We start from the raw sequence: 14,683 nt of genomic DNA, 5'->3' as shown, positions 1-14,683 counted from the left end.
CGGCCGTCAGCGGCGGCGGGTCAGAACGCGGGTGGTGCTGCCGTCGTCCTCCACGACGTCCCTCACGTGCTCGAAGCCGATCCTGCCGAGCAGCCGCAGTGAAGCCTCGTTCGCGGCGGCGACGGTGGCGTGGACCTCGGTCAGCCCGAGCGTGCCGAAACCGTGCGCGACGACGGCCTGCGCCAACTCGGTCCCCAGGCCGCACCCCCACGCCGTCGGCGCCAGGGCGTAGATGATCTCGTGGCCGTCGACGTCGTCGGTCCGCTTGATCTCGGCGTGCCCGACCAGGAGGCCGTCGCGGCGGACGGCCCAGACGGCGAACAGGTCCCGGGCGTAGACCTTGGTGAAGACCCGCCCGAACAGGGCCCGGTCCTCCGCCTCGGTGGAAGGGCCGTCGCCCATCCACCGGGACACCTCGGTGTCCTGGAACAGGGCGACGAAGTCCTCTTCGTCCTCGGGGACGTACGGCTCCAGCAGGAGTCTCTCGGTGCGCAGCGTCGGGGTCACGGCGCGCGACGCTACCGGGGCGACGACCGCGCGGGCAATCGGCTTTCTCCGTACGCCGGTCAGGTTTTCCCGTACACCGGTCAGGAGGGCCGGGAATCGGGCGCCGGGTCCTCGCGCAGCAGCCTCAGCGCCTTCTCCCGCAGCCGCTGCCGGTGCTCGGGGTCGGTGGCCCGGTCGGCGGCGCGGCCCAGTTCCTCGGCGCGTTCACGGGTGCGGCGGGCTCGCTCCACCGGGCTGTCGTACAGGTTCATGGGGGTGTCCTCCGTCGTGGGTCCTCCGTCGGCAACCGGTGTCGTGTGCGCGACCGGAGCCCCAGCGTCACCGGAGTCGGTCCGCACCGCATCTCGTGCGGTCACGTTCGGTGACGATGAGAGAGACGGGGTTCGGGAGGGGCGGGGACGGACGGGCCGACGTGACCGGCGTCCCCGACGCACCCGTCAGTCGGCGGTGTGGTCCGGATGCCCTTCGGTCCGCCGGTCCGCCTTCATCTCGGCCTCGTAGAGATGGTCGCGGCCCTCGGCGAGCTCCTGTCTGATCTGCCGTTCGATCGACCGGAACACGTCGTAGTAGGTGGCGTTGTACTCCTCGACGATCTGGAACGTCCAGTGTCCCGGGATGACGTTGCGGCCGATGATCTCCCGTTCGACCTGATCGGCCCGGTCTCCGTGCCCTGCGGCGCGAAGCAGGCGTACGGCGTCGTCGAGGGCGAGATCGGCGCTCCCGGTGAGCTGGTGGAAGTCGTAGAGGGCGCCGCGCGCACGCTCGGCGGTCTCCAGCGCCTTCGACAGGGCCCCGAGCGCTTCCACGGTCGTATCGGTGACACCTTCGGGTCGCTGGTGCCGCGGATCGGGCGGCCGGGCTTCGGGCTTCATCGGGCTCCTCTCCCTCCATGTCCACGTGGGCGGCCGTGCGTAACCCACTTTGCTGTCGCGGGCCGAGCCGCACCCGCCGAGCAGGTCCGGAACGAGTAACCACCGATCGCATCATTCCCAAAACTGCTGCATATTCATCTACCAGAAGCTCTACAAGGTTGTTTACCGTATGATCCATACCTATGGGGAATGACGAGCGGGAGCTCTACTCGGTCGGCGAAGTGGCCGAGCTGCTGGGACTGCATGTGCGGACCGTCCGGAACTACGTCCGCGAGGGCCGGCTCAAGGCCGTCCGGATCGGCAAGCAGTACCGGATCAGCAAGGAGGACTTCGCGGTTCTGACCGGCCGGCCGGTCGATGACACCGCCGGCCATCCGGCCGATGGCACGGCCCCGGTACCGACACCGGCACCCGCGTCGGGACACGTCGAGGTGTCGAGCATCGTGCAGATCGACGCGCTCGGCCCGGACGCCGCACACCGGCTCAGCACGTTCGTCACGGCGAGCACGCAGTCCGCGCGGGACACAGCGGATCCCCTGCGCGTCCAGACGGTCTACGACAAGGAGCGAACCCGGATGAAGATCGTCATTCTCGGCGGCGCGGCCGCCACCGCCGATCTGCTGCACATGATCGACGGCCTGCTGGGCCCGGACAACGACCTGCTCGCTTCCACCGACACGTCCACGGGCGGGCAGGGGGCGGACCGTGCCTGACATCGTCGAGCACCACGGCGTCCCGGTCCTGGAGTGCGAGGCCGACGGGGAGACCGTCGCCGACGTCCAGGGCGCTCTGGACCATCTGATCGGTGCCGCGTTCCAGCGCGCGGAGGTGGTCGCCGTGCCGTCCACGCGGCTGGACGACAGCTTCTACGACCTGAGCACCGGCTTCGCCGGAGAAGTCCTGCAGAAGTTCGCGAACTACCGGCTGCGGCTGGTCGTCGTCGGGGACATCAGCCGTCATCTGGCGGCCAGTTCGGCCCTTCCCGACCTCGTCCGCGAGGCCAACCGCGGCCGGGACATCTGGTTCGTCCCGGATCTGGACGCGCTCGCCGACCGGCTGGCCCCGAACGGGGTGGGCCGGGGCAGCATGTGAGCCGATGCGGCGGGCGAGCGACGGAAGGCCCGTCGCCCGCCCCGGAGGAGAGACGGCGGGGGCGTCGCCCGCCCCGAGAGCGTCAGCCCTCGTCGCCTCCCGCGTCCTCGTCGCCCTCCTCGTCCTCGAAGGCGTCGCCGATCTCGTCGACGATCTCGGCGGCGACCATGCCGCCGACGACGCCGACGGCCACGCCCGCGGCGACCCCGGCCACCACCGCGCCCGCACCGGGGCCCGAGCGGTGCTGGTCACCGTGGTGTTCTCCGTACGAGGAGGGCGTGCCGTACGGGGACGGCGCACCGTGCCCCGCGTGGCCGGCGATGACCTCCTTCAGCCAGGCGTCGACCCGGGCGTTCCATTCGGTCTGCGGAACCGCGTGGTGCGAGGCGGTGAAGCGGTGGACCGTGTCATGGCCCTCGGAGAAGAGTCCGGCGCGCTTGTCCGCCTCGATCACGACCTCCAGACCGCCCGGTGCGGCGAGGAAGGTCACCTCGATCTCGTTGACGGCGTGCGTGTGGCCGGCCGGCGGGAGGATCTCGATCTCCTGGTAGCAGGGCAGCTGCTGACCGGTTCCCCGAATGTGTCCGAGCTCCAGGTCCGCGGATTTGAAGGCGTAGCCGAGCTGGCCGAAGGCCTCCAGGATCGCCTCCTGCGCGGGCAGCGGGCCCACCGCGAGCGGGTCGAGGTCGCCCTTGTCGCGGGCGCCCGCGATCTCCAGCTCGGTCCGGATGCCGAGCACCGGGCCCAGCGGCTGGCCGTGGAGCTCGGTGATCGGCGTCTCCCACGGCAGGGTGAGGCTGAACGGCACGGTGTGTTCGGCCTCCTCCGCCAGCCGGAAGCCGCCGCCGACGGTGAACCGTTCGAGGACGACGGTGCCCTCGTGCTCCTCCTCCTGGTCCTCCCGCTCGACCCTGGCGACGAGGAGCAGAGAAATCCGGTCGACCGAGACCTCCGTTCCGCCGCCGCGCAGGCGGACCTCTCCGGAGAGGAGACCACCGGGCAGCGCCGGGCCGGGCTCCAGAACGGTGTCGACCGAGGGTCCGCCGACCCCGAGGGCTCCGAGCAACTTCTTGAACACCATGTGCGGCGTCCGCTCCTTCTGTTAGGGCCACCTCACCGGCGCGGAATGCCCCGGGAGGTAAAGGATTTCCCAAGCTCACGAGCGCTACGCACAGTTCCGGCCATCCGGATCAAGGGCGGCCTTCCCCGGCCGGTACTCCGTGTGACACTCGCCACTCCCCTTTGCTTTGCGTTCCCTTTACTATCTATCAGGCGGGTTCACACCCGTCCCTCACGTCGATTCCGACGACCCGAACAGAGAAGGAGCTGCGGCACCGCAATGGGTGAGCCTCCCAGTACGAACCGTGTCATCCCCGACCCCGCGCACCAGGGGACGGAGGTGACACGGTGAGCGAAGTGATCCTGCTCCTCCTCGCCCTCGCGCTGACGCTGGCCTGTGCGGTGTTCGTCGCGGCCGAGTTCTCGCTGACGACCATCGAGCGCAGCGAGCTCGAACGTGCCGCGCAGGCCGGAGAGCGCGGTGCCGAGAGCGCGCTCAAGGCCGCCAAGCGGCTCACCTTCCAGCTCTCCGGCGCACAGCTCGGCATCACCGTGACCTCCCTGGTCATCGGCATGCTCGCCGAACCGTCCCTGGCGGTGCTGCTGCGCGGTCCGCTGGAGGGCGTCGGGCTGCCGTCCGGCGCCGTGTCCACGGTCGCCACCCTCCTCGGCGTGGCCGCCTCCACCGTGGTCCTCATGGTCATCGGTGAGCTGGTCCCGAAGAACTGGGCGATCTCCAGCCCGCTCACGGTCGCCAAGGTCGTCTCGACCCCGCAGCGGGCGTTCACGGCGGCTTTCGCCCCGCTGATCCGACACCTGAACAACACCGCGAACCGCGCTGTGCGACGGCTGGGCCTGGAGCCGGCCGAGGAGCTGGCCTCCGCCCGTACGCCGGACGAGCTGATCGCGCTCGCCCAGCACTCCGCCCGTGAGGGCGCCATCGAGCAGGATTCGGCCGAGCTGTTCGTCCGCACCCTGCATCTGGCGGAGCTGTCCGCCGAGAACGTGATGACGCCGCGTGTCGACGTCCGGGCGCTGGAGGCGCACGCCACCGCCGCCGACGCCGCCAACCTCACGCTGGCCACCGGTCTGTCCCGCTTCCCGGTCTACCGCGACAGCCTGGACGAGGTCATCGGCACGGTCCACATCCGCGACGTCCTCGCCCTGGACGAGACCGAGCGGTCCCGCACCCCGGTCACGGCGCTGGCCACCGAGCCGCTCCTCGTCCCCGACTCGCTGCCCGTGGACCGGCTGCTCGCGCAACTGCGCAAGCACCGGACCATGGCGGTGGTGATCGACGAGTACGGCGGTACGGCGGGCGTCGCCACCGTCGAGGACATCGTCGAGGAGGTCGTCGGCGAGGTCCGCGACGAGCACGACCCCCATGAGCGCCCCGACCTCGCACCGGCCGAGCCGCTCGGCGACGGGCGCCCGGTCTGGGCGGCCGAGGGCAGCATCCGGCTCGACCAGCTCGACCGGATCGGCTTCCGCGCGCCGGAAGGCCCGTACGAGACGCTCGCCGGTCTGCTCGCCAACCAGCTGGCCCGTATCCCGGTCCGCACCGACCGGGTGGAGGTCGACGGCTGGCAGTTCGACGTGCTCGACATCGAGCACCACCGGGCCGACCGGGTCCGGATCACCGCGCCCGCAGCGGCGCCCGCCCTCGTGGAGGAGGACGCCCGATGACCGCCATCCAGCTCGCCATCGGCGCGCTCACGCTCCTGACCAACGCGTTCTTCGTGGGCGCCGAGTTCGCGCTGATCTCGGTCCGCCGCAGTCAGATCGAGCCGCAGGCCAGGCAGGGCAGCCGACGCGCCAAGAGCACCCTGTGGGGCCTCGAACACCTGTCGGCCGCCATGGCCACCGCGCAGCTCGGCATCACCATCTCCTCGCTGGTGCTGGGCGCCGTCGCGGAACCGGCCATCGCGCACCTGCTGGAGCCGCCGTTCGACGCGGTCGGCGTGCCGGAGGCGCTGGTCCACCCGATCGCCTTCGTGATCGCGCTGACGCTGGCGACGTATCTGCACATGCTCATCGGCGAGATGATCCCGAAGAACATCGCGCTGGCCGCCCCGGTCGCCACCGCGCTGGCGCTGGGCCCGTCCCTGGTGGGTCTGACGCGGGCGCTGCGGCCGGTCATCTTCGGCATCAACGCCTTCGCCAACATGCTGCTGCGGCTGCTCAAGGTCGAGCCCAAGGACGAGGTCGCCTCGGTGTTCACCGACGACGAGCTCGTACGGCTGGTGAAGGACTCCAGCGACGCCGGGCTGCTCGCCCCGGCCGACGGTGAGCGGCTGCGGGACGCCCTGGAGCTCGGGACCCGGCCGGTCGGCGAGGTGATGGTCCCGCTGAACCGGACCGTCACCGTCGACCTGGGCATCACCCCGCAGGGTCTGGAGCGGGCCGCGGTCGCCTCGGGCTTCTCCCGGCTGCCGGTCACCGGGCCCGACGACGAGCTGCTGGGCTACTTCCACATCAAGGACGCCCTCGGTGTCGCCGAGCGCACCAAGGCGCTGCCCACGAGCTCCCTCCACCCCGTCATCCGGGTCGAGATCGACACCCCGCTCGACGACGCCCTCACCACGATGCGCGCCGCCGGTACGCATCTCGCGGCGGTCGCCGGGGACAAGGGCACGGTCATCGGCTTCGTGACGATGGAGGACGTGCTGGACGAGTTGGTGGGGGCCGCCGCGGTCTGACCGGCCCGGCCGTGAACACCACCGGGTGAAACGGAAGGAGAGGCGGCCCGTCGCGCGACGGGCCGCCTCTCGCCGTTCCCGGCCAACTGCCCTGCCGACCCGGCCCGAACGCGTAAGCTCGGCGGATGGCCAAGTACTTCGACGTGCACCCCGCAAATCCCCAGCCCCGCACCATCTCCACGGTGGTCGACAGCATCCGGTCCGGTGCGCTCGTCGCGTACCCGACCGACTCCTGCTACGCCCTGGGCTGCCAGTTGGGCAACCGTGACGCCATCGACCGGATCCGGTCGATCCGGAACCTCGACGACCGGCACCACTTCACGCTGGTGTGCCACGACTTCGCGCAGCTGGCGCAGTTCGTCCGCGTGGACAACGACGTGTTCCGGGCGGTCAAGGCGGCGACGCCCGGCAGCTACACCTTCATCCTCCCGGCGACGAAGGAGGTTCCCCGTCAGCTGCTGCACCCGAAGAAGAAGACGGTCGGAGTGCGGATCCCCGACCATGTCGTGACCCAGGCGCTGGTCGCCGAGCTCGGCGAGCCGCTGCTCTCCAGCACCCTGCTGCTGCCGGACGAGGAGGAGCCGCTGACGCAGGGGTGGGAGATCAAGGAGCGGCTCGACCACCAGGTGGACGCCGTCATCGACTCGGGCGACTGCGGCACCGAGCCGACCACGGTCATCGACTTCTCCGGCGACGAGCCCGAGATCGTACGTCGCGGAGCCGGGGACACGTCGCGCTTCGAGTGATCCGGTGCGGCCGCGGGGCAGACTGGCGGGCGTGACGGGTGAGCGACTGCGGTTCGACGGCTGGATCGCCGGTGTGGGGACCTCCTCGGGCACCCGGCTGGTGGTCGGGCACTGGCCGAGGTCGCCGTTCGGCGCGTTCAGCGACGTCATGGTCGAGCATCCCGACGGCGAACGGGTCCTGCTGGCCCCGACCCGGCGGATCGCGGACTTCGTCGCCGCCACCTACCGCTTCGACCGGATCGAGGTGGCGCCGGTGACCGTCACCGCCGCCGGTGACCGCCTGCTCGTCGAGGCGGGGCCGCTGCGCCTCCGGCTGCGGACCGGGCGCCGGACCGCCCTCGGGCTGCTGCTCTCCGCCGTACCGGCCCCGCTCGTCCGCAGCCCGGTCTGGGCCGCGCTCTGCGATGTGCCGGCCCGGCTGCTGATGCCCGGCGTACGCACCTTGGGCCGCGCGGGTCCGGGACGGCGGGAGTGGTACGGGGCGCGGGATCTGCGGCCGGTCGTGGCCGCCGATGCCGAGCTGGACGGGGCGGACCTGGGCGCGCTCGCGCCGCTCGATCCGCCGGTCGCCTTCGGATTCGGCTCCGCCCCGCGCCGCCCCTCCCTGGTGCGCGTCACCACAACGGTGGAACTGGCGGCCGACGGGCGGTGAGGGGCCGCACAGCCCCCGGGCGGGCGCGAGAGCCCGTCGGGGACCGACTGCGGCCCGCTCGTGGAGAGGGCCGGCCGGGGATGCGCGGCGGCGGGGCTCGCCGCAGGGTGGACCCATGGCAAATCCCCCGATCGTCATCCACCGTCCGACCCCCTCGGGCGGCCGCCGGGTGACCGTGCACTACGAAGGCCGGGACGAGATACTCGGGCTGGCCCACAGCGACCACGACGTCATCGTGTTCCTGAGCGAGGCCGGCCTCGAGGAAGCGGACCGGCTCCTCGACAATCCGGTCTGGGTGGAGTGGCGGGGCGGGCGCGCCCACCGTTACGAGGCGGCCTGAGCGTCCGCGCCACCCGCACCTCCCCCGCCCCGCAGACCGTCGAGGATGGCCGAAACCGTCTCCTCGGGCGTCTGACCGGAGGTGTCCAGCCAGCGGCCGATGCGAGGCGTCCCGCTCCGCAGATGCGCGTCGAACGCTTCGACGGTCCACTCCCCGTACCCCGTCTTGCCCCGCGCCTCCTCCCGCTCGCGCACGGCCCCCGGCGAGGGCGCGAGCACGACGACGTGGAGCGGACGGGTCCGGACCCGGTCGATGTAGCGGGGCAGGTCGTCGCCGAGGACGATGTCCTGGACGACGGCCGTCCAGCCGTCCTCCGCGTAGGCGTCGGCCACCTGCGCCGAGATGCGCTGGCGCAGGTCGAGCTGGCTCCGTGCCTCGGCCGCCCCGTCGGGTGTCATCTCCGCGCGGCCCGAGACGATCATGCGGCGGAAGACGTCGCCGCGCACATGGACCGCTCGCGGCAGGCGCTCCGCCAGGAGCTGGGCGACGGTGGACTTCCCCGCCGCCATCACTCCGGTGATCAGGACGACGCAGGGGCCCGGGTCGACGCCCGTCATGACGTGCCCGCCGTGGTGGACTCCGGGCTCCCGAACAGTTCGCGGACCTCGTCGGCGTCGGTATCGCGCAGCGCGTCGTCCAGGACGATCCAGCGGGTGATGCCCACGGATTCCAGGAACGGCAGATCGTGGCTGGCGATGACGAGCGCGCCCTCGTAGGACTCCAGGGCGCTCGTCAGCTGCCGCACGCTCGCCAGGTCGAGGTTGTTCGTCGGCTCGTCCAGCAGGAGCAGTTGCGGGGCGGGGGCGGCGAGCATCGTCGCCGCGAGCGCGGCGCGGAAGCGTTCGCCGCCCGAGAGGGTGCCCGCCGGCTGCTCCGCGCGGGCGCCTTTGAAGAGGAACCGGGCGAGCTGGGAACGGATCTGGTTGTCGGTGGTGCCCGGGGCGGTGCGGGCGACGTTGTCGGCGACGCTCAGTGCGTCGTCGAGGACGTCCAGCCGCTGTGGCAGGAACTTCAGGGGCACCGCCGCCGTGGCCTCTCCGGTGCTCGGTTCGAGCTCCCCGATGAGCGTGCGCAGCAGGGTCGTCTTGCCTGCCCCGTTGCGGCCGATCAGGGCGATGCGTTCGGGGCCCTTCACCTGGAGGCTGCCCTCGCGCAGCCGTCCGTAGGGCAGGCTCAGGTCCCGTACGGTCAGGACGGTGCGGCCCGCAGGTACGGCGGTGTGGGGCAGGCTCACCTTGATCTCGGCGTCCCGGCGGATGGCTTCGGCGGCTTCCTCCCGGCGCTCGCGGGCCTCGTCGAGGCGGTCCTCGTGCAGCCCGCGCAGGCGGTCTCCTGACTCCTGGGCCGAGCGCTTGCGCTCCCCGGCGACGATGCGCGGGGCCTTCCGCTGACCGTCCAGCTTCTTGTCGTGGCGCTGGCGGCGGGCCACCTTGATCCGGGTCTCCTCCAGCTCGCGCTGCTGACGGCGTACGTCGGCGTCGGCGGCGCGCAGCATCCGCCCGGCGGCCTCCTGCTGGACGGCGAGGGCTTCCTGGTACGCGGACCAGCCGCCCCCGTACCAGCTCACCGAGCCCGATCGGAGTTCGGCGATGCGGTCGACCCGCTCCAGCAGGTCCCGGTCGTGGCTGACGACGATCAGGATGCCGGTGCGCCAGGAGTCGACGGCGTCGTAGAGCCGTCGACGGGCGAAGAGGTCCAGATTGTTGGTCGGTTCGTCGAGGAGGAGGACGTCCGGGCGTTCCAGGAGCAGCGCGGCCAGGCGCAGCAGGACGGTCTCCCCGCCGGACAACTGCCCGACGGTGCGGTCCAGTTCGACGTCGTCGAGCCCGAGGGAACCGAGGGTGGCCAGGGCGCGTTCCTCGACGTCCCAGTCGTCGCCGACCGTCTCGAAGTGCTCCTCCCGTACGTCTCCGGACTCGATGGCGCGCAGGGCGGCCCGCCGTTCGGCGATGCCGAGTGCGGCGTCGACGCGCAGGGTGGTGTCCAGGGTGATGTTCTGGGGCAGGTGGGCGAGGTTCCCGCCGACGGTGACGGACCCCGACGCGGGACGCAGGAGTCCCGCGAAGAGGCGCAGGAGCGTCGACTTGCCGGCCCCGTTGACGCCGGCCAGGCCGGTGCGGCCCCGGGGGACGGTGAGGGAGAGTCCGTCGAAGAGCTTCGTGCCGTCGGGCCACTGGAAGGTGAGGTTGGATGCGGCCACGGAGGCGCCGGGCGCGGTGGGATGGCTCATGGTGTTCTCGCAGTCGGAAGCGGAGGGTACGGGGGGGCTTCGTATGCGAACAGCACGCGGCGACCCGGCCCGGGGGCCGGAAAGTGGTGGGAGAGAACAGTCCTGCGAAGTGAGGGACGGCTCAGCACCGAGGTCGCATCCACGCGGAAGTCACGGGCGGCAGACATGCCGACAACGTCGTGACCGTGTACAGGCCAGGGCCGTACCGCGTGATGATCGCGGACCTCAGATGCGCAACGTCCACCTCTATCGGAGACAACAGGACCCGCTCAGCGTAGCCGAGGATCTTGTCGGGCGTCGAGGGGATTTCTTCGCGCGGGCTTCTCTACGGGGCGCTCTGCGGGGCCGGGGCGGGGGTTGCGGCAGAGGCGGGAGCCTCCTGGTTCTCCGGCGATTCCGTGGGGCCGCGCTGGCCGGGGAGGCGGGCATCGGGGGGCACGACGGGGGTCCGGCGGACGGCGAGGGTGCCGAGGACGGCGGCGAGTCCGGCGAGGGCGAATCCGTAGGGCGGGGTGGCGCCCATGGGGTGGGTCTCGTACACCAGCGCCGCCGAGAGCACGATCAGGACGGCGGACAGGCGGCCGTACTGTTCGGTCGCGGCGACGACGGCCATGCCCCACAGCAGATACCAGGGCTGGACCATGGGCGAGAGGACGACCAGGGCGAGCAGGGAGAGCCCGAGCGCGTGGGTCGGCGTCACTCCGCCGCGCATCGCACGCCGGGCCAGTACGAGGATCAGACCGAGCGCGACCGCCAGGCCCAGTGTCTGGACGGCGGACTTGACCGGCATCACCTCGACGTCCAGGAGCAGGTGGGCCAGCTCTCCCAGCCCGAGGCCGAGGTCGCTGCTGACGGAGAGCGCGGTGTGGATGTTCGCGGCGACGCCCTGGGTGTGGAGCCAGCCGAATCCGGTGCCGCTGATCAGCGTGGCGCCTCCGGCGACCGCGCAGGCGATCAGTCCGGGAGCGAGGAGCCCCTTGGCCCAGCGGCGCCACTGGGGGCCCGTCGCGGAGGCGTGCACGAGGACGCCGATGAACAGCAGCGACACGGCCGCCGGTGACTTCACCATCATCGCGAGTCCGACCAGCGCGCTGCCCGCGATCCACTTTCCGCGCAGGGCGAGGACGAAACCGGCGAGCATCAGGCCGATCATCAGCCCGTCGTTGTGCATGCCGCCGACGACATGGATCAGCAGCAGCGGGTTGAGGGCTCCCAGCCACAGGGCGCGGCTCTCACTGTGGCCGTGCTCCCGCGCGAGGCGGCGCAGGGACCAGACGATCAGGACGAGGGAGAGAACTGCGACGACCCGCATCGCCAGGACGGCGGGGACGATCGTGCCGCCGGTGGTCCGGGCGACGGCTGCGGAGATCAGCAGGAAGAGCGGTCCGTAGGGGGCCGGGGTGTCGCGCCAGTGGTTGCCGACGCTCGCGGCGGCGTCGCCGCCGATCCCGCCCGGGTCCAGGGCGGAGGGGCCGACGGTGTAGACGTCGTGCCCTTCGACGACCATCGAGCCCTGGGCGATGTAGCTGTAGACGTCGGCGCTGTAGAGCGGGGGCGCGAGCAGGAACGGGGCGGTCCACCAGGCGAGGGTGACGAGGGTGTCGCGGACGGTGGAGGCGGTCTTGCCGTACTGCCACCAGGCCACGACGAGCACGGTCAGCCCGGCGTAGGCGAGGACCGCGGCGGCGGCCTTCGCGGTCGACCCGTGATCGGTCCACAGCCCCCAGGGGTCGTGAACCGGCAGCTTTCCGGCGAACCAGCCGCCGACGACGACCGCCAGGGATCCTGCCGCACCCAGCCGACGGAGTCCGACCGCACTCAAAGCCCACATGACCGGCCAACCTATCGGACGGCCGGACCCGCTCCACAGCCGCTCCCCCGGCCGGCCGGGCGCCCGGATCAGGTCCGGGCGCCCGTGGCGTTCAGCCGGCGAGCGACTGCGTGAGGGCGGCGAGGCCGTCGGCGTAGATGCCGTGGAAGAGGGCGGCGGCCTCGTCGTCGCCGATTCCGTCCGGGGTGAAGGTCCCGGACCATTCGACGCGTGCCCGGTCCGGTGCCGAGCCCTCGCGCACGGCGATGGTCGACAGGTAGCCGGTGACCGGGAACGGGGCGCGGAGGATGGAGTAGCTGTAGCTGCGCGCCGCGTTGTCGAAGGCTTCGAGGCGTTCGACGATGACGCCGCCCTCCTCGTTGACGAGGGTGCGGACGCGGCCGCCCTCGCTCAGCTCACTGGTCGGGATGTACGGGAGCCAGTCGGGCAGCGAGTCGAAACCGCCGATGAGCTGCCAGACGCGGTCGGCGGGGACGGGGACTTCGGTGGAGGCGGTGGCGCTGGTCATGACGTGACGTCCTTGATGTGGTGGGGCGCGTGTGGTTCAGGCGGTGGGGACGGGGGCGTCGGCGGAGATCAGCTTCTCCTCGCGCAGGGCCGCCCAGAAGGCCGCGGGGATCGTCTCGTCGAGGGCGGCGAGGTCCTCGGCGATGCGGCTGGGCCGGGTGGCGCCGGGGATCGCCGCCGCCGTGGCCGGGTGGGCCAGGGCGAACTGGAGCGCGGCGGCCTTGATGCCGATGCCGTGCCGGTCGGCGAGTGCCTTGAGGCGCTCCACCTTGGCGACGATGTCCGCGGGCGCCTTCTGGTATTCGAAGTGCGCGCCGCCCGCGAGGATGCCGGAGCTGTACGGTCCGCCGACGACGAGGTCGACGTCGTGCTCGGCGGCCGCCGGGAGGAGCCGCTGCAGGGCGCGGTCGTGGTCGAGGAGGGTGTAGCGGCCGGCGAGGAGGAACGCGTCGGGGCGCGGCTCGTCGAGGTCGAGGGTGAGTTCGAGCGGTTCGACCTTGTTGACGCCGAGGCCCCAGGCCTTGATGACGCCCTCCTCGCGCAGCCGGGTCAGGACCCGGAAGGCGCCGGTGCGGGCGCTCTCGTAGGCGGCGAGCCACTCGTCGCCGTAGAAGTCCTGGGCGACGTCGTGGACCCAGACGATGTCCAGGCGGTCGGTGCGCAGCCGCTTCAGGCTGTCCTCGATGGAGCGCAGGGTGGCGTCCGCACTGTAGTCGTTGATCATCTTGTTGGGGCGGCCGTGCTCGAAGAGACCGCCCTTCTCGCCGAGGTCACGGGCGGCCGGGTCCTCGGCCTCGTCCAGGATGACCCGGCCGACCTTGGTGCTGAGGACGTAGGCGTCGCGCGGGTGCTGGGCGAGGACGTCGCCGAGCCGGATCTCGGAGAGGCCGGCGCCGTAGAAGGGGGCGGTGTCGAAGTAGCGGATGCCCTGGTCCCAGGCGGCCCGCACGGTGGCGGCGGCCTCGTCGTCGGGGATGGCCCGGAACATGTTGCCGAGCGGCGCCGTGCCGAAGCCGAGCCGGCCGGGGAGGAGGTGGGTGATGCTCACGTGTGCGTCCTTGACTCTGCGAAGGAGCCGACAATCAGCATGGTTTCGCCCGGTAATGATCCGGTTGCGCATGCTCTGTCGGCCTTACGCATTCGAGGTTAGGATCGAATGTTGAGACTGTCCAAGACTTGTTTGGGCTGACTTGAGTCTCCATAGGTCTTACAAGGACGTGACATGCTCGAACTCCGCCAGCTCCGCTATTTCGTCGCCGTCGCCGAGACGGAACACGTCGGCCGCGCCGCCGAACAGCTCCATATCTCCCAGTCGCCGCTCAGCCGGCAAATCGCCCAGCTGGAGAAGGAGCTCGGCCTGGCCCTGTTCGAGCGGGACCGGCAGCGGATCCGCCTGACCTCCGACGGCCAGGTCTTCCTCGCCGAGACCCGGGCCCTGCTCACCCACGCCGGGCGCCTGGAGAACCTGGGGCGCCGACTCGGCCGGGGCGAGGAGGGCGGCCTCTGCGTCGGCTATGTACCGGACGCCATGCACACGGGGCTCCTGCCCGCAGCGCTGCGCACGCTGCGCCGGGAGCGGCCGGGGATCCATGTGGCGCTGTACGGACAGCACAGCACCGAGCAGTTCGAGGGGCTGCGGCAGCGCAGCCTGGACATCGCCCTGGTCCAGGAGCCGCCGGCCGAGGACGACCCGGATCTGCGCTCGGCGCTGTTGCTGGAGGATCCGCTGCTGCTCGTGCTGCCCACCGGGCATCCGCTGGCGGAGAAGACGGACCTCGTGCCGGAGGACCTGGACGGGCAGCCGTGGATCGCGGTGGAGAGCAGCCACGACCCGGGCCGGCACGACGCGTTCGTCGCTTCGTGCGTGGCGGCGGGCTTCACCCCGGACATCACGCTGGACGCCGCCGAACCCCTCACCGCGCTGGGGCTCGTCGCCTCCGGGTTCGGGCTGGCGCTGGTGCAGCGGAGCATGGTGCGAGGCACGGAGCCCGGCGTGGCCGTACGCGAACTGCCCTGGCACAGCGGGTCCGCACGGCTGTGGGCGGCCTGGCACCGCGTCGATCTGCGGCCCGTGGTGGGCGCCTTCCGCGCCACGGTGCTCGACTCCGTGCCCGCGTAAACCTGTTGGCGCGGACATCGGGGCGTGTC

The 14,683-nt window shown here is 71.6% G+C and carries 17 protein-coding genes; 8 read left to right on the top strand and 9 right to left on the bottom strand.

Annotated elements, in window-relative coordinates; translation table 11 throughout:
- Positions 1-6: 6 nt before the first annotated feature.
- From KV381_RS35725 to KV381_RS35715, 3 genes are all read right to left on the bottom strand, one after another.
- The gene (locus KV381_RS35725) at positions 7-507 is read right to left on the bottom strand and encodes a GNAT family N-acetyltransferase (protein WP_030080605.1); all 501 of its coding nucleotides are present in this window, start codon (positions 505-507) and stop codon (positions 7-9) included.
- Between the two features lie 80 nt (positions 508-587).
- Positions 588-758: a DUF6381 family protein gene (locus tag KV381_RS35720; protein ID WP_167396280.1), complete on the bottom strand. Its 171-nt coding sequence runs from the start codon at positions 756-758 to the stop codon at positions 588-590.
- A 186-nt stretch (positions 759-944) separates the two neighbouring features.
- The gene (locus KV381_RS35715) at positions 945-1,379 is read right to left on the bottom strand and encodes a hypothetical protein (protein ID WP_030080607.1); all 435 of its coding nucleotides are present in this window, start codon (positions 1,377-1,379) and stop codon (positions 945-947) included.
- A 182-nt stretch (positions 1,380-1,561) separates the two neighbouring features.
- Between KV381_RS35715 and KV381_RS35710 the strand changes: the two genes are divergently transcribed.
- Both KV381_RS35710 and KV381_RS35705 read left to right on the top strand, forming a co-directional pair.
- Positions 1,562-2,092, top strand: a complete 531-nt coding sequence (locus tag KV381_RS35710) for a helix-turn-helix domain-containing protein (RefSeq protein WP_218787098.1) — start codon at positions 1,562-1,564, stop codon at positions 2,090-2,092.
- On the top strand, positions 2,085-2,471 hold the full coding sequence (locus tag KV381_RS35705; protein ID WP_218787097.1) for a DUF4180 domain-containing protein: 387 nt from the start codon (positions 2,085-2,087) through the stop codon (positions 2,469-2,471). Before KV381_RS35710 ends, KV381_RS35705 begins: the two co-directional genes overlap by 8 nt.
- Before the next feature lie 82 nt (positions 2,472-2,553).
- On the opposite strand, the gene KV381_RS35700 is transcribed toward KV381_RS35705, so the two are convergent.
- A complete protein-coding gene (locus KV381_RS35700; RefSeq protein ID WP_218787096.1) occupies positions 2,554-3,552 on the bottom strand; it encodes a sporulation protein in 999 nt (332 codons plus the stop codon).
- Between the two features lie 326 nt (positions 3,553-3,878).
- On the opposite strand from KV381_RS35700, the gene KV381_RS35695 reads away from it, so the two are divergent.
- The 5 genes from KV381_RS35695 to KV381_RS35675 all read left to right on the top strand — a co-directional run bounded on the left by KV381_RS35695 (position 3,879) and on the right by KV381_RS35675 (position 7,967).
- Positions 3,879-5,216 (top strand): hemolysin family protein, encoded by a 1,338-nt coding sequence (locus tag KV381_RS35695; protein WP_030627799.1) that lies wholly within the window; start codon positions 3,879-3,881, stop codon positions 5,214-5,216.
- Positions 5,213-6,229, top strand: a complete 1,017-nt coding sequence (locus KV381_RS35690; protein WP_030080617.1) for a hemolysin family protein — start codon at positions 5,213-5,215, stop codon at positions 6,227-6,229. The genes KV381_RS35695 and KV381_RS35690 overlap by 4 nt, the downstream gene beginning before the upstream one ends.
- A 125-nt stretch (positions 6,230-6,354) precedes the next feature.
- On the top strand, positions 6,355-6,975 hold the full coding sequence (locus KV381_RS35685) for an L-threonylcarbamoyladenylate synthase (RefSeq protein WP_030080619.1): 621 nt from the start codon (positions 6,355-6,357) through the stop codon (positions 6,973-6,975).
- Between the two features lie 31 nt (positions 6,976-7,006).
- Positions 7,007-7,627, top strand: a complete 621-nt coding sequence (locus KV381_RS35680) for a hypothetical protein (RefSeq protein WP_030080621.1) — start codon at positions 7,007-7,009, stop codon at positions 7,625-7,627.
- Between the two features lie 115 nt (positions 7,628-7,742).
- Positions 7,743-7,967, top strand: a complete 225-nt coding sequence (locus KV381_RS35675; RefSeq protein WP_030080623.1) for a hypothetical protein — start codon at positions 7,743-7,745, stop codon at positions 7,965-7,967.
- Here KV381_RS35675 and KV381_RS35670 read toward each other — a convergent pair.
- The 5 genes from KV381_RS35670 to KV381_RS35650 all read right to left on the bottom strand — a co-directional run bounded on the left by KV381_RS35670 (position 7,952) and on the right by KV381_RS35650 (position 13,583).
- Positions 7,952-8,524, bottom strand: coding sequence for an AAA family ATPase (locus KV381_RS35670; RefSeq protein ID WP_030080625.1), 573 nt, complete (start codon positions 8,522-8,524; stop codon positions 7,952-7,954). The two genes, KV381_RS35675 and KV381_RS35670, sit on opposite strands and share 16 nt — an antisense overlap.
- Complete coding sequence (locus tag KV381_RS35665) at positions 8,521-10,197, bottom strand: ABC-F family ATP-binding cassette domain-containing protein (RefSeq protein ID WP_103538699.1); 1,677 nt, start codon at positions 10,195-10,197, stop codon at positions 8,521-8,523. The genes KV381_RS35670 and KV381_RS35665 overlap by 4 nt, the downstream gene beginning before the upstream one ends.
- Before the next feature lie 325 nt (positions 10,198-10,522).
- Positions 10,523-12,028, bottom strand: coding sequence for a polyprenol phosphomannose-dependent alpha 1,6 mannosyltransferase MptB (mptB, locus tag KV381_RS35660; protein ID WP_030627805.1), 1,506 nt, complete (start codon positions 12,026-12,028; stop codon positions 10,523-10,525).
- A gap of 91 nt (positions 12,029-12,119) precedes the next feature.
- On the bottom strand, positions 12,120-12,536 hold the full coding sequence (locus tag KV381_RS35655; RefSeq protein ID WP_098024712.1) for an SRPBCC family protein: 417 nt from the start codon (positions 12,534-12,536) through the stop codon (positions 12,120-12,122).
- Positions 12,537-12,572: 36 nt separating this feature from the next.
- Positions 12,573-13,583, bottom strand: a complete 1,011-nt coding sequence (locus tag KV381_RS35650) for an aldo/keto reductase (RefSeq protein ID WP_030627808.1) — start codon at positions 13,581-13,583, stop codon at positions 12,573-12,575.
- 174 nt (positions 13,584-13,757) lie between these two features.
- On the opposite strand from KV381_RS35650, the gene KV381_RS35645 reads away from it, so the two are divergent.
- On the top strand, positions 13,758-14,654 hold the full coding sequence (locus KV381_RS35645) for a LysR substrate-binding domain-containing protein (protein ID WP_030080636.1): 897 nt from the start codon (positions 13,758-13,760) through the stop codon (positions 14,652-14,654).
- Positions 14,655-14,683: the final 29 nt, after the last annotated feature.

Source organism: Streptomyces sp. WY228 (assembly GCF_019287315.1).
Lineage (GTDB): Bacteria > Actinomycetota > Actinomycetes > Streptomycetales > Streptomycetaceae > Streptomyces > Streptomyces caviscabies.
The sequence above is the reverse complement of the archived record's forward strand: the minus strand, read 5'-3'. Positions and strand labels throughout refer to the sequence as shown.